16 protein-coding genes are annotated in these 18846 nt (G+C 50.7%); 4 read left to right on the plus strand and 12 right to left on the minus strand.

Annotation, left to right across the window (positions count from 1 at the left end):
* Positions 1 to 88: 88 nt before the first annotated feature.
* The 9 genes from V8F51_RS10670 to V8F51_RS10710 form a co-directional block, all read right to left on the minus strand.
* Positions 89 to 889 (minus strand): TerC family protein, encoded by an 801-nt coding sequence (locus V8F51_RS10670; RefSeq protein WP_337100185.1) that lies wholly within the window; start codon positions 887 to 889, stop codon positions 89 to 91.
* A 224-nt stretch (positions 890 to 1113) separates the two neighbouring features.
* Positions 1114 to 2904, minus strand: a complete 1791-nt coding sequence (locus tag V8F51_RS10675; protein WP_337100186.1) for a sensor histidine kinase — start codon at positions 2902 to 2904, stop codon at positions 1114 to 1116.
* 42 nt (positions 2905 to 2946) lie between these two features.
* Positions 2947 to 4089, minus strand: a complete 1143-nt coding sequence (locus V8F51_RS10680; RefSeq protein WP_337100187.1) for a response regulator transcription factor — start codon at positions 4087 to 4089, stop codon at positions 2947 to 2949.
* Between the two features lie 92 nt (positions 4090 to 4181).
* Complete coding sequence (locus V8F51_RS10685; RefSeq protein WP_337100188.1) at positions 4182 to 5849, minus strand: extracellular solute-binding protein; 1668 nt, start codon at positions 5847 to 5849, stop codon at positions 4182 to 4184.
* Between the two features lie 101 nt (positions 5850 to 5950).
* The gene (locus V8F51_RS10690; protein ID WP_337100189.1) at positions 5951 to 6853 is read right to left on the minus strand and encodes a carbohydrate ABC transporter permease; all 903 of its coding nucleotides are present in this window, start codon (positions 6851 to 6853) and stop codon (positions 5951 to 5953) included.
* A 49-nt stretch (positions 6854 to 6902) separates the two neighbouring features.
* Positions 6903 to 7787, minus strand: coding sequence for an ABC transporter permease (locus V8F51_RS10695; protein ID WP_337100240.1), 885 nt, complete (start codon positions 7785 to 7787; stop codon positions 6903 to 6905).
* Between the two features lie 495 nt (positions 7788 to 8282).
* Positions 8283 to 9176, minus strand: a complete 894-nt coding sequence (locus tag V8F51_RS10700) for a carbohydrate ABC transporter permease (protein ID WP_337100190.1) — start codon at positions 9174 to 9176, stop codon at positions 8283 to 8285.
* A 28-nt stretch (positions 9177 to 9204) separates the two neighbouring features.
* Positions 9205 to 10089 carry a carbohydrate ABC transporter permease gene (locus V8F51_RS10705; protein ID WP_337100191.1) on the minus strand — a complete coding sequence of 295 codons (885 nt, stop codon included), beginning with the start codon at positions 10087 to 10089 and terminating at the stop codon, positions 9205 to 9207.
* Positions 10090 to 10187: 98 nt separating this feature from the next.
* Positions 10188 to 11555, minus strand: coding sequence for an ABC transporter substrate-binding protein (locus V8F51_RS10710; protein ID WP_337100192.1), 1368 nt, complete (start codon positions 11553 to 11555; stop codon positions 10188 to 10190).
* Between the two features lie 228 nt (positions 11556 to 11783).
* Here V8F51_RS10710 and V8F51_RS10715 point away from each other — a divergent pair, with 228 nt between their 5' ends.
* Positions 11784 to 13589 (plus strand): sensor histidine kinase, encoded by a 1806-nt coding sequence (locus V8F51_RS10715; RefSeq protein WP_337100193.1) that lies wholly within the window; start codon positions 11784 to 11786, stop codon positions 13587 to 13589.
* On the plus strand, positions 13579 to 15213 hold the full coding sequence (locus V8F51_RS10720; RefSeq protein ID WP_337100194.1) for a response regulator transcription factor: 1635 nt from the start codon (positions 13579 to 13581) through the stop codon (positions 15211 to 15213). Before V8F51_RS10715 ends, V8F51_RS10720 begins: the two co-directional genes overlap by 11 nt.
* 230 nt (positions 15214 to 15443) lie before the next feature.
* On the opposite strand, the gene V8F51_RS10725 is transcribed toward V8F51_RS10720, so the two are convergent.
* Positions 15444 to 15962, minus strand: a complete 519-nt coding sequence (locus tag V8F51_RS10725; protein ID WP_337100195.1) for a hypothetical protein — start codon at positions 15960 to 15962, stop codon at positions 15444 to 15446.
* Positions 15963 to 16051: 89 nt separating this feature from the next.
* Entirely contained in the window at positions 16052 to 16348 is a 297-nt protein-coding gene (locus tag V8F51_RS10730; RefSeq protein WP_337100196.1) for a hypothetical protein, read from the minus strand.
* A 97-nt stretch (positions 16349 to 16445) separates the two neighbouring features.
* On the opposite strand from V8F51_RS10730, the gene V8F51_RS10735 reads away from it, so the two are divergent.
* Positions 16446 to 16754 carry a thioredoxin family protein gene (locus tag V8F51_RS10735; protein WP_337100197.1) on the plus strand — a complete coding sequence of 103 codons (309 nt, stop codon included), beginning with the start codon at positions 16446 to 16448 and terminating at the stop codon, positions 16752 to 16754.
* A gap of 6 nt (positions 16755 to 16760) precedes the next feature.
* On the opposite strand, the gene V8F51_RS10740 is transcribed toward V8F51_RS10735, so the two are convergent.
* The gene (locus tag V8F51_RS10740) at positions 16761 to 17624 is read right to left on the minus strand and encodes a DUF4362 domain-containing protein (protein ID WP_337100198.1); all 864 of its coding nucleotides are present in this window, start codon (positions 17622 to 17624) and stop codon (positions 16761 to 16763) included.
* Positions 17625 to 17761: 137 nt separating this feature from the next.
* Here V8F51_RS10740 and V8F51_RS10745 point away from each other — a divergent pair, with 137 nt between their 5' ends.
* Positions 17762 to 18817: a M42 family metallopeptidase gene (locus tag V8F51_RS10745; protein ID WP_337100199.1), complete on the plus strand. Its 1056-nt coding sequence runs from the start codon at positions 17762 to 17764 to the stop codon at positions 18815 to 18817.
* Positions 18818 to 18846: the final 29 nt, after the last annotated feature.

Below are 18846 nucleotides of genomic sequence, written 5' to 3' on the forward strand. Positions count from 1 at the left end.
ATCAGTAGAACTATTATACAGGAAGATAACGGCGCAACGGACAACAACTTTATTCGGTTGCTCTTCTTATTCCAATACTGCTTCTAACTTAAGCAGTAGCTTTCGATTTTCCTTCTTCTTCCTCTTTGTCGCTCGACAAGAACCAGCCAAGTGCCGCGATGATGATGAGCACGATGTAGAACGTCAGCTTCCAGCCCGTCGAATGCGCGAAGTGCTCGGAAACAACGCCGATGGACGGATGTGCAAGCGTAATAACAGCCAGCTTAACGCCTACCCAGCCTACGATGAAGAAAGCTGCCAATTCAAGACCTGGTTTACGCTCCAGCAACTTAACGAATGCAGATGCCGCGAAACGCATAATCAGAAGTCCGATAAATCCGCCTAGGAAAATAACGGTGAACTGACCAACGTCCATACCGCCGAATGTACCTAATCCGGTTGCCGGAAGCGCAACCGCAAGCGCAACTGCCGCAAGAATCGAGTCAACGGCGAAAGCGATGTCGGCAATCTCGACCTTAACGACCGTCATCCAGAAGCTGCTGCCTTTTTTCTGCTTAGCAGGCTTGCCTGCCGCCTCGTCAGCTTCGTCCTCGGCTTTCTTGATGAGAAGCTTTCGGAAGATGTGGTTACACGCAATGAACAACAGATACAAAGCGCCTATTGCTTGAACTTGCCATACGTCCACCAAGAACGAGATGGCGAACAAGGAACCGAAACGAAGCACGAATGCTCCGACCAAACCGTAGAACAATGCTTTTTTGCGCTGCTCATCAGGCAAGTGTTTAACCATAATCGCCAATACGAGCGCGTTATCCGCCGCAAGTAAGCCTTCCAGTACGATCAATACTAGCAATACCCAACCGTACTCCAACAACAGTGATAATTCCATGCTGATCCCTCCATTTAGTTTGTAGTATCTCCCGAGGCATAAAAAAAACCTCTGCCTAAATAGGCAAAGGTCTGGCTAACAACGTTGACGTTGCCAATAAAGCCGGAGAAGGTCATTCTCGTAATGACGACTTTACTGTAAAAGCTACTCCCCTTTGGAGTGTTCAGTACGCTATGCAATTGTGTAGCATTCTGATTACCGTATAGTTACGAAGCCCAGAATATTTAGGTTTCAGTTTTTTTAAATTTTTTTTCCTTATATAACGGAATGCGGATAAGGACGGTTGTGCCTGCGCCAAATCGACTACCGATCTCGACGCCATATTGCGGACCGAACTGCAGCTTGATTCGCTCATCGACGTTGCGAATGCCATAGCCTGCTTGATCTCCGCCGCTGCGCTGATTGATTGCATGAACATGCTGCGGCTTCATGCCGACGCCGTCATCGATTATTTTAAACACAATCGCGTCCTTCTCCCGATATGCGCATAATTTGATCGTTATGCAGCTTTGAAATAGGGCATGCTCCAAAATATTTTCGATAAAAGGCTGCAAAACAAGCTTAACCGTATCATACCCGTAGACGTCCGCTTCTATGTCATACATAACCTCAACCCGGCTGCCGTACTTGATCTTCTGAATTTCGATGTACGTCTTTGCCTGCTCAATTTCCTTCTCCACCGGAATAATGAACTTCCCCTGATTGAGCGTCAGCCGGTAAAACTTAGCGAGGCCCGTTACCATCTGATCGAGCTTGTCGATCTCGCCGAACTTGCCTAGGCGGCTAATCGACGACAGCGTGTTGTAGAGAAAATGAGGATTGATCTGCGCTTGAAGCGCTTCAAGCTCCGCCTCTTTCTTCTCCAGCCGAACTTCGTACACTTCCTTGATGAGCGAGTTGATATGCCGTCCCATATCGTTGAACGCTTCAGCGATTTGGAAGAACTCGTCATTGCCCGAATATTGAATTCGTTTATCGAAGCGACCTTCGCGGAAGGCATTAAGCGAGCGAATGATCTTCGTTACGCGAACGGAGAAGAAACGCGAAATGAACAGGCTGATGCTCGAGAGCACGATGAAACTGCCTAAGCATATTAAAACGGTCAGCCATTTCACCTTATCGGCTTCCTTCGACAGATCCTTATGCGGAATTAAGGCAATAATCGTCCAATCGACATTCGGAAGCTTCTCCACAACAGTCAGATGCCCGCGTGTCAGCTCCTCCGTCCATGTCGCGTATGCCGGGTAGGAGGTTTCCTTGGAGGAGGCATGAATGATCCGATCGTTTTCGTTCAAAATAATAACGCTGCTCTTGTCGCCGAATTTCCGATAATCCGCGCTGCCGGCAATATCCTTCATCCGAGCGATAATGCGCATGAAGCCGATCTGCTTCTGCTTCTTGTAGTCGAACATCGGACGAAGCAACGAAATATTGTCGTACCTCGCATCCTCCTCGATCTGGCGCCAGTAGGATCGGCTCTCAATTTTTTCCCCGTCGACTTCGCTCGTCTGAAACGATTTAAACCAATACGTATTCATGATCCGATCCATATGGAACAGCTCGAAGGAATCGACCAATAGCAGCGGGTCGCTCCCCTTCGTCGGCACGGCGTATATTTCCGGATACGTCTTGTTCGTAATATAAAACTTAAGCAGCGCCCGGTTCGGCGTTAAGTTAATGGCGTTCTGCAGCTTCGGCACGATCGATTTCATTGTCTTGTCGTAAATTGTCCAGTTGTATTCATTGAGCCGAAGGTCATCCTGCAGCGCATAGTCCCAGTACAACTGATCGGACGTTCGCTGAAGCTGATCAATCTGATACATCATATTTTCCTTCGTCTGCGTGAGAGTGCCTTGAATGGTCGACTTCGCATGCTCCGTAATCGCTTTCACGGAAGTCGTATAGGCAAAGTAACCGATCAGAATAACGGGTATAAGTACAATAACGACATACGATGCCATAAGCTTGTAACCGAAAGGAATCATTCGTCTCTGTCTCTTGCTGGCTGCTGCCATTGCTTCGTCTCCTCGTCCCCTCTGCGGGCTGATCGCCTTAAGTTAGCTTCGTTTGCGATAATCGCCCGGCGTCATGCCGGTTGCATCCTTGAACAGCTTACTGAAATAGGCAAGACTGCCGCAGCCGATCTGATCGGCAACCTCGTACACCTTGAGACTCGTATCCTTAAGCAGCAGCTTCGCCTTCTCCACGCGCTTGCGCGTCATGAAGTCGCTGAAATGCTCATCCATCTCCTCCTTGAAGAGCTGCCCTAAATAATTGGGCGAGAAGCTGAATGCGGTTGCCAGCTCCTTCAATGTCACGTTCTGATGCAATCTAGTATCTATATATAATTCGATTTCTCGGATTAGTTTCATATTTTTGCGCTGCTGCTTGCTTTGCAGCTTGTCGGCTAGAAGGCTTACCGTCGTCGTCAGCCAACCATGGAAGGCGTGAATGTCGTCATATTGAAACAGCTGATCCACCTGCATAGCGTCACGTTCCAGAATTACGCTCAAATCCTCGTTCAAATCGCTCAAGAACATATCGAGCTTCGATACGATATACGTCACATAACCTTGCAATGCCGCCTTGTCGTTGCCAATCTGCTTTACATTAAAGAGCAGCTCATCAAGAAAATCTTTCACCCGCTCCAGTTCATGGTTGGCCATCGCAACAAGCAGGCTCTCTACGATGGCATCCAAATTAGCGGGGCTTGCTTGCGCAATATCGAATGTCGGAGCGAAGCCTGTACCGCTGTTCTTTCCTCTGAATAGGAAATACGACATCGATTGCTTAAGCGATTGCTCCCACTGCTGCTGATTGCGCTCGCGGATAAGCGTGCTGCGCACGCCAGATAACGCCTCGAATATTTCCGCATCGCCGACCGGCTTGAGCACATAGCTGCTCGCATTGACCGCAATGGCCCCTTTTGCATAATTGAAATCCTCATGCCCGCTTACGAATACAATCTTAAGGCCCGGACGTATCGTCTGCGCCTTGCCTGCCAGCTCGATGCCGGTCATGATCGGCATCCGAATATCGGATACGAGCACATCGACCTCGTTCTCGTTAAGAAATTGAAGCGCCGAGAATCCGTCGTTGCATGCGCCGACAACCTCCATCTGCAGCTCGTTCCATGGGACGAGCATACGTATGCCTTTCAACTCTAGCTCCTCGTCGTCCACTAGCAACACTTTGTACATGGTCCCGCCTCCTCAAGCGCCGTTAAGCCCAAAGAAGAGGACATACGCCTGGCGGCGTACACCCTCTTGACCTTGAAGCCTACATGAAAATATTACTTGCCGTTAATTTTCGCAACGTTTTCTTGCCATTTCGTCGTGCGGTAATCAAGAACCTTTTGGAAGCCGAGACCGTCCGTCTCTTTTTTCGCTTGCTCGATCAAGCTAAGCACTTCATCGTCGCTCTTCGCAAACAGCATTTTACCGAAGTATTCAGCCGCAAGCTCGGTTACTTGTTGATTGATAATGCCTTCCTCTGTTTCCGGAGCCGGATCGATATTGTTGTACTCCGTGTTGTTGTGCGACGTCTTCCAAGCGACATTGAATTGGGCGATCGCACCCCAGTTTTGCTGTTCCTTAGGAAGCATCATTTCGATCTTCGTTTTCGAAGTATCTACATAAGTCGCATTGCCTGCCCATACGTATGCTTCGAGTTTCTCTTTATCCTTCTGCTCTTGCGGCGTGCTGTACCACTTGTCGTTCGGAATCGGAGCGCCGTCTGCGTCGAACTCATCCCAATACAAGCCTTGCGGACCGAAGAACATAATGCGTTGCCCCTCTTCGCCCGCCATCCAGTCGAGGTATGCGAAGATCGCTTCAGGGTTTTTCGCGTTCGTTGTAATGACGTTGACGTTCCAGCCGAGCGCGTTGTAGCCGTTCGGGAATACATTGTTTTTGTCTACGCCCGGCTTAACGATTGGCCAGATGAATTCATAGCCGCCGCTTGGGTCGGCATTTTTCCACGTATTGTGGCCTTCTCTGCCGACGTTCGTTGCATTGCCGCCTACATATACCGCTACGCGGCCTGTAGCCAGCTTCTCTTTCACTTGATCTTCCTTCTGCGTCATTGCGTCTTGCGTAATAAGTCCTTCTCTGAAAAGCTTGCTAGCGTATACCATATTTTCTTTCCAAGCTTCATTATCATAGATCGTGCGGAATTTGTCTCCGTCCGGATAAGATTTCATATGGCTGTAAGTCGTCGTATTGCCTTCGCCGAAGCCTGGGAACATGACTTCCACGCCCTCTGCCGTTCTTCCTACTTCGAGAGGCACAACGTCCGGATAGCTAGCTTTCACTTGTTTCAAGTAGCTGTACAGGTCATCCGTCGTTTCAAGTTTCGGAGAACCAAGCTCTTTGTAAATTTTCGAGTTGACGAACCAGCCGCCGTTGCCCGTTGGAGCAGCCGTGAACCAGTTCGGGAACTGATAGATTTTGCCGTCGCTGGAACGAAGCATGTTCAGCGTCTCTTCGCCTGCCCACTTCTTCAGGTTCGGATATTTATCGATGAAGTCATCTAACGGAACGAGCACGCCTGCTGATCTTAGACGCTCAACGTCCGGACCGCGATCCATCATCATTGCGTCAGGAAGCTCTTTGGATGCGATCATCGTGCTTAGCTTCTGTGCAGCTGCGCCGCCGGATTGAATCGGCTCAACCGTCACTTTCTTATTCTCTTGAACCCATTTACTGTTCGGATTAGCACCCCACGGCTCGGTTGTCCACCAATCGTAGTTAACATAATATGTGAAAGTGAATGGCTCATCGCCGAATACAAAACCGCTTTCTTCCTTCTTGTCGCCTTCCTTGTTGCCGCCGTTGTTGCTGCCTTGCGCAGGCTTCCGGTCGTTAGCAGGCTTGTCGTTGTTCGACGAGCATCCAGCCAAGGTCATGCTTGCAGTAACAGTTAGCGCCGTAAGTAGAACGAGCAGCTGTTTTCCTTTCATCTTTTAAACCCTCCCGTTATGTTTGTACTCTTAACTTTCATTTATCTATTCATAACCCGCCGGTAGCTAGGCGGCAGGATTGAATACTCCCATTCCAGCGCCTATTCCTTCAGCGAGCCGACGAGCACGCCTTTCACAAAATATTTCTGTACGAACGGATATACCATAATAATCGGGATTGTTGCAACCATCATTGTCGCCATCGTCAGCGATTTGGTCGTTACGCTCTGCATCCGGCTGAGCGCGTCGGCTGCGGAAGCGTTGCCCTTCGTTGCAATGGAAAGCTGCTCCGACATGATGTTCGAGTTCAGAATTTGCTGCAGCATCGTCTGTACCGGGAACAGCTCCGTCTTCGTAATGAAGATCGTCGGCGTGAACCAATCGTTCCAGTGATAGACAGCCGTGAATAATGATAGAGTAGCCAACACGGGTCCGGACAGCGGCAGCACAATCTTGAAGAAGATGCCGAACGTGCTGGCCCCGTCGATTCGCGCCGATTCCTCAAGGCCCGAAGGCAAGCCCATGAAGAATGTGCGGAATATAATCATATTGAAGACGCTGACGGCGGTCGGTATAACCATAACCATGAACTTGTTCATAAGGCCAAGCTCGACGTTAAGCAGGTAGTAAGGGATGAGGCCGCCGCTGAAATACATCGTAATGACGGCGAACACCATGTAGAACTTCTTGCCCATGACGCCTTTGACCGACATGCCGTAAGCGAATATCGCCGTCATAAAAATCGATAGAATCGTGCCGGAGATCGTCCGCAGCACCGAGATATAGAAGGCAGTTACGATTCTGCCGTCTTGGAATACGATTCGATAGTTGTCCAGAGTGAACGCCCTGGGCCAGAACGTGACGCCCCCTCTCGAGGTATCCATACCGACGTTGAAGGAAATGACTGCCGCGTTCCAGAACGGATACAGCGTTGCGATTCCAAGCAGGACGAGGAATATATAGATGAAGGTATGCAAGGTTTTGTCTCCGCTGCTTAGTTTCACAAGGATTCACCACTTTTCTGAAAATAAATAACGTCGTTCACACTTGCGCTTACCATAGGCTCGATCCTGCTTTTCTTGCGATATAGTTCGCGCCTGTAAGAAGGCCGACGCTTATAATGGCCTTGAACAATCCGACCGCGGCTGCATAGCTGAATCGGTTGTTAATAATGCCGGTTCGATAAGCATAGGTGTCGATTACATCCGCGACGTCGCGGAGCATCGGGCTTGAGCCGAGCAGGAGCAGATCGTCGAAACCCGCGTTAAGCAGGTTGCCGATGCTAAGAATTAAGAAGATGATAATGACCGGCGTAATCGACGGAAGCGTAATGAGAAAAATTTGCTTGAACTTATTCGCGCCGTCTATGGAAGCTGCTTCATACATGCTCTGATCGACCCCCGCAATCGCAGCCAAGTAGACGATCGTCGCGAATCCGACTTCCTTCCACAAGTTCGTCGTGATGATGATGACCCAGAAGTTCTCCGGCATCGACAAGAAGTTGATCGGCTTATCGATAATGCCGAGCGCTTGGAGCAAAATGTTCAAGCTGCCGTTATCGACGGACAGCATCGAAATCGTAAAGCCCGATACGATTACCCACGACAGGAAGTGCGGCAAGTAGCTGATCGTCTGAACGATCCGCTTAAATACCATGTTCTTCACTTCGTTAAGCATGAGCGCAAGAACGATCGGAGCCGGGAAGTTGATGACTAGCTTCAGGGCGCTGATTACGATCGTGTTGCGGATAACCCGGAAAAAGTCAGGGGAGTTGAAGAACATCTCGAAATGCTTGAACCCTGCCCAGGGACTATTCAGGAAGCCTTTGTACAAGTTGTAATCCTGGAACGCCATCAGCACGCCGTACATCGGAATGTAGTTGAATACGAGTATGAATAGAAGCGCCGGAAAGATCATGACTTGAACTTGCCATTGCATCAGAAATCGCTTCCAAGCCGGCTTTTCCGTTCTGGCTGCCTTAACAGGCGTGTTAACGGAGACAGGTGACTGCAAGGATGATTACCCCCCATTTCTATTTGATACTGTAATTCTAATATTGTAAGCGCCCTCATTCTACTCAACAAAACAACGGAATGTATCGAAATACAACGCTTTCATTTTTATGGTCAAGTCAGCTTTTGAAGGGGATCTCTTAGAGGCTCACTAGCCTTTTGGATGGATTTGATCCAATCAAATGACTAGGAATGAGAAGATTTCAGAGTTTGGTTGGATTTTGTACAGCAAAATGGACGGGAAAAGGTTGTTGACGGCTGAATTGCCGGTTTTGGTTGTATAATTTCCACTCAAAAGTGATTTTTATGTGTTTTGGGTCGATTAGACTGTATGAAATACAGGCAAACAAGAAGGATAATCCGAACATACAAAAAAACGGCAGCGCAGGGACAAGTGCCTGCACGGCCGTTTCTCTATTTGTTAACCTTTGACCGCTCCCGCCGTAATCCCGCGCGACATTTGCTCGGTAAACAGCAGATACGTAATGACTGTCGGCAGCGCGATCATCGTCATAACAGCGAACTGGGCGCCGTAATTAGACGAGTATTGCCCGGCGAACTTCATGATCGAGAACGGCAGCGTCTTGAAGCTCTCCGACGTCAGGAACGTATTCGCCATAATGAATTCATTCCACCAGCTGATGAAATTCATAATGCACACGGTAGCAATCGCCGGCTTCGTCATCGGCAATATAATGCGGAAGATCACGCCGAACACCGAGCAGCCGTCCATGACGGCGGACTCCTCGATGCTCCTCGGAATCGTCTCCAGAAAGCCCGATATAATAAGCGTGCTGATCGGCAGAGAGAAGGCGATATACGGCAAAATAAGCGACAATGGATTATCGATGAGACTAAGCTGATCGAACAGGATGAAGTTGGGCAGCAGCGTCGCATGGATCGGGACGATCATGCCCAGCATGATGAAAGAAAGCGTCGTGCCGCGCAGCTTCCATTCCATTCGCGAGAAGGCATAACTTAACATTAGCGATAGCACGGCGGCTACGAGTATCGTAATCGTTGTAATGATGAAGCTGTTCAGCAGAAAGCGCGGTACGCTGCCGTAGGTAAACGCATTATGATAGTTCTGCCACTCGAGCGACTTCGGCCACTTCAGCAGACTGTTGCCGAAGAAGTCGCCGCTCTTTAGAAACGAATAGTTGATGAGCCATACGAGGGGAAAAATCTGTATCAGCGCGACGATCCACAATGCGGCATGAAGAGTCGTTCGACCGAGCAGCGCACCTACGGTCAACCGCTGTCTCAACTTCTTAGGATGCCGCGGAGTCGCCGTGATTGGTTTAATAGCTTCCATAGACATACTCTCTCCTTAGCTAGTCTAGTTAGAATTCGCCGACATCCTTCTTGAACGCTTTGTTCATCGCGACGGTTATTAATAAACAGATGATTACGAATACGACGGATATGGCGTTGCCGTAGCCGTACAAAGATGACGTGAAAGCAGACTTATACAAATAGTTTCCGATGAACTGGGTCGTATTGGCCGGTCCGCCGTTCGTCATTAGGAAGACCGTCTCCATCTGCTTGAGACAAGCGGTTACTGCTATAACGACCGCGACGCGGACCATTGGCGTCAGCAGGGGAATGACCACCTTCGTGTACAGCTTCACCGGTCCTGCTCCATCCAGCTCTGCCGCCTCGAATAAATCCTTCGGAATGCCTTGCAAGCCTGCGTAATAGAGCAGCAGCGCATAACCGAATCCTTGCCACATGACGACAACGATAATGCACCAGATAGCTAGCTGAGGGTCGCCGAGCCAATCCTGCTTCCAGGCAGAGAGCCCTACCCCGTCGAGTGCTTTATTTAACATCCCGTAGTTCGGATGGAATACGCTAACCCACATTTTCGAAGTAACAACAACGGAAATAACGGCCGGAATGAAGAATACGGTCCGGAACAGCTTCTCCAGCCTCCCGGCATGCGTAACGAGAATGGAGAACAGCAGCGCGATCGGATGCTGAATAAGCAGTGTCGCAGCGAGCAGCAGCAGAGCGTTCCGTAATGAACGCCAGAAGACAGGATCATGGAACAAAATATTGGAATAGTTCTTAAAGCCGACGAATTCGTAATCGCCAAGCCCCGTCCAATTGGTCGTACCGTAATAAGCGCTCATGGCGATCGGAAAACAAACCATGAACAGAAACAACAATAATCCAGGCGCTACAAGCCATAATATCGTCAATCGATTGCTCAGCAGCTTATGCATGGCCTCTCCTACTCCCTTACCTTACTTAATGAGAAAATGTAGTAAAGACAAGGAAAGGAGCAGTCGAACCTGAATTCGCCTGCCCCTTATCCGGCTTGCTATTTCAATACGGCTACTGCCGCATCCATCTGATCAAGGAACTGCTCTGGCGTTATTTGCTTGCCGAACAGCTGCTGGTGCGCCTCAATCACCTTCGTCTTAAACTCCTCTGTTCCTTTATCGAGCACTGGCGTGCCGCTGGAGGAAGAGATCGAGCTGAATATCGAGACGAGCTCCTTCTGAAGCGAAGTCTCCGTGCCGGTGAGGAACGCTTCGAATTGCTGCGCCGGCGTGCCTGCGCCTGTCTGCCATACTTGCTTCGCCCAGTTCTCGGGCTTGAAGAAATATTTCAGGAAAGCGACTGCCGCTTCCGGATGCTTGGATGCGCTCGATACGGAGTAACCGCCGCCGAACCACGCCGCTACATCGGATGCTTTGCCTTTATCGGATGCAGGATAAGGAAGAGCGCCTACGTTATTGCGGAAGTCTTCCGGGAAGTTCTCGTCAAGCGCGAGGCCCGCTTCCCAGTTGCCCATGACGTACATCGCGGCTTGGCCTTGGCCGAACAAGTTGCGGGACGTGCCGTAGTCTGCCGTCAGGAAGCCGTCGGCAAGCGCTTTATTCTCCGCAAGCGCAAGCAAATCTTGTGCTGCGGTCAGGAAGTCCGCATCGCCTGCGAACTTGCCAGTGCCTTCAAGAACTTGGTCGATCTTGTTGAAATCGCCCGTTGCGCGCTGAGCCGCATATTCGAACCAGATCGGCAGCGACCAGCCTTCCATCGCGTTTGTCGTGATCGGGTTGATGCCTTTCGCCTTGAATTGCTTCGATACTTCGATCAGCTCTTCTTTCGTTGTCGGCGGGTTAAGGCCATTATCGGCGAACAGCTTCTTATTGTAGTAGATGACCAGGAAGTCCGTGCTTCTTGGCAATCCGTACAGCTTGCCGCCTTGCGAGAAGCCGTCGGTAGCGCCCGCTACAAAGTTGTTTTCCGTGAAATCGCCAGGGTTCAGCTCAAGCAGCATGTTACTGTCGATGAGCGGCTTGATGAAGGAGGACTGACCCCAAGATTGAATAATATCTGGCAACGCATCCGTCGAAGCGTACACTTTCACCTTCGCTTTGTAGGGCTCATCCTGCAGCGCCTCTACTTCGATCTTCACGTTCGGATTTTCTTTCATATAGGCATCGATAATGTCCTGTTCGATCTTGCCTGAACCGCTTGCGCGATCGGCAAGCGCCGTGAAAAACTTCAGCGTAATTTGTTCCGGCTCCGGCTCTTTGGCCTCTTCGGTAGCCGCCGGCTTGTCGGTCGCTTTCGGAGCGTTCGTGCTCTTGTTATTGCCTTCGTTGTTTTCTTTGCCTGAGCTGCAGGCCGCCATCGTGAACACGAGAATAACGGCTGCGAATACGAGCAGTAATCTTTTCATCCAAACCCCACCTTCATTTGTTTGACCAGGCATGCCCTGTTCTGCACTCATTATATCGTGTTAAGTTTCGGCAAAATATGCTTCATAATTTAGAAGAGATGCTTCATTTTTTGGATGATTGGAAAAAACCGACGCATGAAGGAAAATTGTTGCTATACTGATTTTACTCTTACATTTCTATTAAAAAAGGTGAAGCGTATGAAGCTACTGTCTCCCTCCCTGCGAAATATGCCGCTGCAGCGCAAGCTGCTGGCGCTTGTCATCCCGCTGCTGATCGTCACTGTCGGCATTACAGGCTTCTACTCGTATACGATCGCCTCCGGCGAGGTTGTCGATAAGATTCGACAAGCCCAGATGAGCATGGCCCTCAAGACGAAGGACCAGCTCGACTTCGTAGCGAACAATACGCTCAGCTTCGCGAACTACCTGTTTCTCAATCCGACCGTGCAGGGCATGGTCATGAACGGCGACACGCCGCAGCGCCGCGACCTGGTCTACAAGAGCCTGCTGCCGCTTATGGTAACGGGCGAGACGATACAATCGCTCATCTTGTACCCCGTACCCGGCGACGATTCCAACGGACAGCCGTTCACCATTACGCAGACCGGCATTGCAAGCGCCATTAGCTTGCCATCCTTCCAGCTGACCTCCTACTACGAACGACTGAACGCATCGAAGAGCAAAGTGATATGGGATATGCTGATCCCCTCCGACAATATATTGACGGGCGACAACCATTACAAGCTTGTCCTTATTAAGAACTTCAAGAGCTTCTACGACTATAAGCAAAACGGCGTGCTCATCCTCGGCCTCGACGCCGATAAGCTCAGCCGAAGTCTGTTCCACGACAAAGGTTACGGCCAAAGCGATGGCGATGGCGCGCAGTTCATCGTGAACGAGCGAGGGATCGTGCTTGCCGCTACCGATATATCGTGGATCGGCAAGCCGATTACGAGCCTGCCTCTCGTCAAGCAGGAGCTCAGCGATGATATCGAGCCGGGCATGGCGCTGGATGCGCTGCAGCGGAACGACAGCTTCATCGTATCCGACTCTTATTCCGAGATAACCGGCTGGCATACGGTCGTCATACAAGACCGCAGCACGCTCGTCGCCGAGCTGAACCATATCGGATCGGCTACCGTAACGATCATGGCGATCGTGAGCATCATCGCGATCTTGCTTTCCTGGGTGATCGCCCGCGTTGTAACAAATCCGATGAAAAAGCTGATGCATTCGATGAAAGCGCTTCAGATCGGCGACTTCTCGCAGCGCGTCAGCTTTACCGGCAATGACGAGATCGGGCGGCTCGGCTACTTGTATAATTCAATGGTCAGCCAGATCAAGATGCTTATCGACGATGTGTACGCATCCAGCCTTAAGCAGCGGGAAGCGGAGCTTAAAGCGCTGCAATCGCAGATTAACCCGCATTTTCTATACAACACTTTAAATCTGATTAACTGGAGCGCCGTTCAGAAGGGCGATAACGAAATATCGGAGATGGTCGTATCGCTGTCGCAGGTGTTCCGGTTAAGTCTTAACAGCGGCAATGAATACGCCATGCTGGAGCAGGAGATGGAGCTTGTCCGCCACTATTTGTTCCTTCAGAAAAAAAGGTATACGAGCCGGTTCAGCTTCGAGATCGAGATGGATCCCGTTATTGCCGGATTGCAAATGCCGAAGCTGCTGCTGCAGCCGCTCGTCGAGAATGCCATTATTCATGGCATCGAGCCGTCGGAAGGCAACGGCGTCATCTATGTTCGGGCGTATGCCGAGCAGGAGTGGGCTGTTCTCGAGGTGACGGACAACGGACCGGGCATGCCTGAGGAGCAGGTGAATAGGCTGCTTGGCAAGGGAGGCATACCAGTCCGCAACAGCAACACGGTCGTCTCGCATTCGGGGATGGCGTTGTCCAACATTAAGGAGCGGCTTGCATTGTTCTATGAGCAGTCGGTATTCGATATCGAGAGCAAGGAAGGCATCGGTACGAGAGTTCAAGTTCGAATTAAACAGGGGGTCGACGGACATGTCGCTTAAAATGATCGTGGCGGAGGATGAGCAGTCATTCCGCGAAGGAATCGTTCGTTTAATCGATTGGCAGCTCTACGGCATTGAGATTTCGGGCGAAGCGGCGAATGGCCGCGAAGCGCTGGATATGATTATTTCCGATCCGCCCGACCTCCTGTTGACGGATATACGGATGCCGTACTTGAACGGACTAGATCTTATTCGCGAGGCGCGGGCGACCGGCGCCCAGTTCCATACGGTGCTGCTTACCGGCTACAACGAATTCGAATACGCGAAGGAAGCGATCAAGCTTGGCGTTTCCGACTACTTGCTCAAGCCGTGCATGCCGGCAGATATTATACGCGTAATTCTTGACGTGAAGGGCAAGATCGAGGCGATGGAATCGAGCGGCAACGAGGTGAAGGCGCTCAACCGGACGTGGAAGCGAAATGTCCATCTGCTCAAAAATCAAATTCTGTCCCAATGGGTTCAACAGCCGCTAATGCCGCTTGAGAACCGCTCCATTGCCATGCAGGAGGTATCCCTCTCTCTCGGCAATGGACCCATCCAGATCGGCATGCTCCAGATCGATTCGGGCGGCAGCACAAGAGCGTTCGAGACGATGCAGGATCTTGAGCTCATTCGTTACGCCATGCTGAATATAACCGGCGAATCGTTAGCTCCTCTATATGGCGGCAAGATTGAAGTATTCCGCCATGACGATGAGATGTTATGGATCGGCAATTGCGGGCCTGACATGCCTGCTTGGCAGGTTGAGCAGTCGTTGCGCACGCTGCAAGCGAATCTGGAAGCTTTCTTAAAGCTGTCCATCTCTTTGTCGCTTAGCTCTATCCAAGCTTCCGTCGACTATGCGCATACCGGCTATCAACAAGCGTTGTCTGCGATGGAGGGACGATTCTACCAAGGCAAGGGCGGCATCTATCTGTATAACGAATCTCCGGAAAAGTCGACCTCACGGACGTCCATTCTCGACGACGCTTACTTGCACCGTGTGGAGAAGGAGCTGCTTACCTTTCTGCAGAATGAACAATACGGCGCCGCGGTCGACGTAATCGAAGCCATCTTCGGCTACATTAGGGACAATACACGCTATACGAAGGCAGATGTTGTGTTGCGGGCGACTGGCCTCCTGCTGGAGCTCCAGAAGTTCGCCCAAGAGCGGAGCGCCCCGTCGATCGAATGGCAAGATAGTGTGGTAAATGGCGTAGACAGCATTCCGAGGATGGAGACTTTAGATGAGTGCGCGGCGATTCTGCAGAAGATCGTCCAAAGCATCGTGGAAGCCGTCTCCAAGCAGAAGACGGTTCATCGCACCGTGCAAGCCACGATTGAACTTATAAAAGCGAAGTACAATACGAACCTGACGCTGGAGCTAGCCGCGAAGGAGACATTCGTCAGCAACAGCTACTTAAGCTCGCTGTTCAAGCAAGAGCTCGGCGTCGGCTTCCTCGATTACTTGCATCAGTTCCGCGTCGAGAAATCGAAGGAGCTGCTCCGCGAGAGCTACAAAATATACGCCGTCGCCAAGCTCGTCGGCTACCAGGAGGAGCGCCACTTCAGCTCCACCTTCAAGAAGTGGACCGGGCTGACGCCACGGCAGTACCAGAAAAACTACGCCTCGAAGCAGGCTTAGAATCGGTCCGCCCGTACGCCTGCCGTTAGGAATTCCAGCATCGCTATATTGCCGAATCCCCTCCATTTGGAGCAGTTGCGAATCTAGGACGCCTTATTTCCATCGATTCAACGAAAAAAGCGCTATTTTGCACAAATAGCGCTACTACGATTCGCAACATTCCAAAGTAGACTCGGAGAACACGAATAGCGTCTCTACGATTCCAAAGCTAACTAGTCCACTAGCTCACGCTAATACTGCCTATCTCTCAGATCCTTATCGTCGAACCAAATTTGGATGAGCTCTACCGTAGCGGCGCCGCTCAGAGAAATGACGTATTCGCCATTGCGATATAATCCCTCCGTCAGATGTTCATAGTCTTGCGACAACAGCATCTCGATCGCAGTCCGCCTATCATCTCCAATGTTAATGCCATACACGGCATAGGCTGGTTCCCAGAAGGCGATGGAGCTAACTTGGCCATAAAGATCATTGTCCTTATCTCCGGAGAATCCGATACGGATGCCTTTCCCCTCGTATGTCCGAAGATGTCCGCCGAAGCCTTCCACATAATCGCCTTCACCGAACGAAGCGATTATTTTCTCCTCGGTTTGAGCTAAATGCACACTCGCAGCGGATAGGTTCTCATTTAGATGAGCGAGAGTTTCAACCTGTCTCCCCTTTTGCAGCAACAGCCATGTGAGAAGAGCTGCGCATAGTACCGCCGCAATGATGCCAAGCCATACGAATTTCCGAGTTCGGGATACCACGATTTCATCACCTCATCTAATCATTTTCGAGAACCGCTGCGGCTCACTTCACTTTCCATTCATGTCCCTATTCTAAGCATCCTATAACATCAAGGCCCTGTGCCTGCGCTAGCCACGTACCAGAAGATGCCCGCTTTTTTCAAATAAACCGCTCCAAGCTCGTCGCCTGTTGCCCTATGCATAAAGCCGTCCACACTATATAAGTACCCATACTTCGGATCCACCCTGCCCGTCGTCGAAATATTCGCCTTCAAGCTGTTGATTGGCTGCAGACTCTCCAAAATATGCCTTCTGATCGTCCATTCCGGCGACAGGAAGCTCGCTGCCCATAATAGTACAATAACCGCTGCAACCGCGATTCCGATCGTTCTTTTCCTCATCTTCATGAAGCTCTACTCCCCTTATTATGGCTCGAATAGATTGAATATCTGGACAGAATAGCGTAAATTACAAGTAATAAGTGAAGTAAAGAGGTGCGTAAACATGGCTATCCAAGAGCTCGAAGAGGCTGCATTATTAGATCGAATCCAACAAAACGGCGGCCAGGCTGGCGTCTTTTTCTTCACGCCGTTATGCGGTACCTGCATGGTCGGCGAGCGGATGCTCGAAATTGCCGAAGCTACGGGCGTTAAGACCCCGCTCTACAAAATAAACATCAACTATGCGCCGAAGTTGCGCGACCGTTGGCAGATTGCTAGCGTCCCTTGCCTCGTGGTGCTAGAGGGCGGCTCCCCTATACGCAAGGAATATGCGATGCAATCCACTCAGCATCTGTATTCGCTTCTTCGCTAACATGCCTTAATCGTAACCCCCTTTAACCTCCGGCAGCGCTTTGTACTCATCCTTCCCTTCTACGATGGCGATAACCTTCTGCACCATCTTCGTCATCGCCTCATTATCCTCGCCGCTGTTACATTCCGACCATTCATAGTGCCTCTCGCCGCCATTAATGCGAACGGTCAAGTTGTAGCTGGCATGAGGCTTCACGTCGCATGCGGCCGACAGCTTCTTCTCTTCCAAATAATTAGCAAGAACCATATCCTTATAGATGAGACCGCGTTCTTCACGCGTAAGCTTGAAGTCAGATAGCTCTGCTACCTCTCCATTCTGAAGATCTTTGACGAGCTTCTTCTCTGCCGTATGGATCTCGTTCTTCTCCGTTATGCCGTACAGCAGCGTGAATTCGAACAAATCCTGCTCTGCAACGTCATAGTCTAGCGTTAACACGTCAATTTCGTTGCTTTCGCCTTTGCAGCCGGTTAATGTATATCGAAGATCGACTTCCGATTCGCGCTTCTCGAAGCCTTTGCAATCGTATACCTTCACGAGTGGCGAGCCGAACTTGTCTTCGCTCGTATCGTAACGAAGCTGGAAGCCGCTTTTGCTATATTTTAAATCATAAAAGATAGGGTCTCCTTCGATCGTGTAATGTACGATCCGCTGCATGCCCTCCTTGCCGCTCGTGAACGAATCAAGCTTCTCCCAATTGCTGACGCTGTTATGCATCGCAACCACATCATCTGATTCATTGATATCGTAATCGTCTCTCCACTCTAAGCCACCGCTCTTTGTTCCTGTCTCGGCTTGCGGCTGAGTAGAATCCGTCCCTGACTCTTTACCCGACTTTCCACAGCCAGCTAATGCGAGCGGTAGAAGCATCATTATCGCAATACATGTCATTTTCAAGCTTCGCATCCTTCTCATCCCTTCGAACATTATCTTTACTAGGCTAGACGTTGCTTTGCAGGCAATTGTTACAGTATATTGAATTTCAGAAAGCAGAAAGGGGAGCGCTGACTATGTCTGAGACCTATGCAACACAGCTTGACCGACCTTATATCGTTGACCAGCTGGAGGCACTGCTGCAAATTCCGAGTCCTAGCGGGTACTGCATGGACATTATGAAATACGTGCAAGAGGAGATCGAAAGGCTCGGTTACGCGCTCGAAATGACGCCAAAAGGCAATGCAATCATTACACTGCCAGGACCGGGTACCGAACGAGTCATCGGATTATCGGCCCATGTCGATACGCTCGGGGCTATGGTTCGCTCCATCAAACCGAACGGCATGATCCGCTTCACGCCTGTTGGAGGATACAATATGCATACCGTTGAGGGAGAGTACTGTCTGATTCATACCCGTGACGGCCGCACATACGAAGGAACGGTATTATCATCCAAAACCTCCGTTCATGTGTATACCGATGCGCGCGATTGGAAACGCGAGGAAGCGAATATGGAGATTCGGATCGACGAATCCGTGAAATCCAAGGAAGATACCGAGAAGCTGGGCATCGCCGTCGGCGATTTCATTTCGTGGGACCCTCGAACGCGCGTATTGCCTAACGGCTGGATCAAGTCGCGCCATCTCGATGATAAAGCTAGCGTAGCTGCGTTATTCGGCTTGCTGGAATGGCTGAAGCGGACCGGCCAGACTCCGGCCCATACGCTCAAGCTCATACTGTCCACCTATGAAGAGGTTGGGCACGGCAGCTCCCACATTCCGAGCGACATTACGGAAATGATCGCCGTCGATATGGGGGCGATCGGCGACGATCTAACCACGACAGAGCAGGATGTATCGATCTGCGCCAAAGACTCCTCCGGCCCGTACGATTATAATATGACGAGCCGTCTGATCGAGCTGGCGAAGCGCGAGCAGATCCCATACGCCGTCGACATCTATCCGCACTACGGCTCGGACGCTTCCGCCGCGCTGCGCGGAGGAAGCAATATCCGTGCCGCTCTCATCGGTCCAGGCGTTCATGCCTCGCACGGCATGGAACGGACACATGCCGACGCGGTCGTCAACACGGCGGCGCTGCTGCTTGCTTATGTGATGGAGTCGGAATAGAAAATATAACACCGCCGACAGCAACATTC

Source organism: Paenibacillus sp. YIM B09110 (assembly GCF_037167145.1).
Taxonomy (GTDB): Bacteria; Bacillota; Bacilli; order Paenibacillales; family Paenibacillaceae; genus Pristimantibacillus.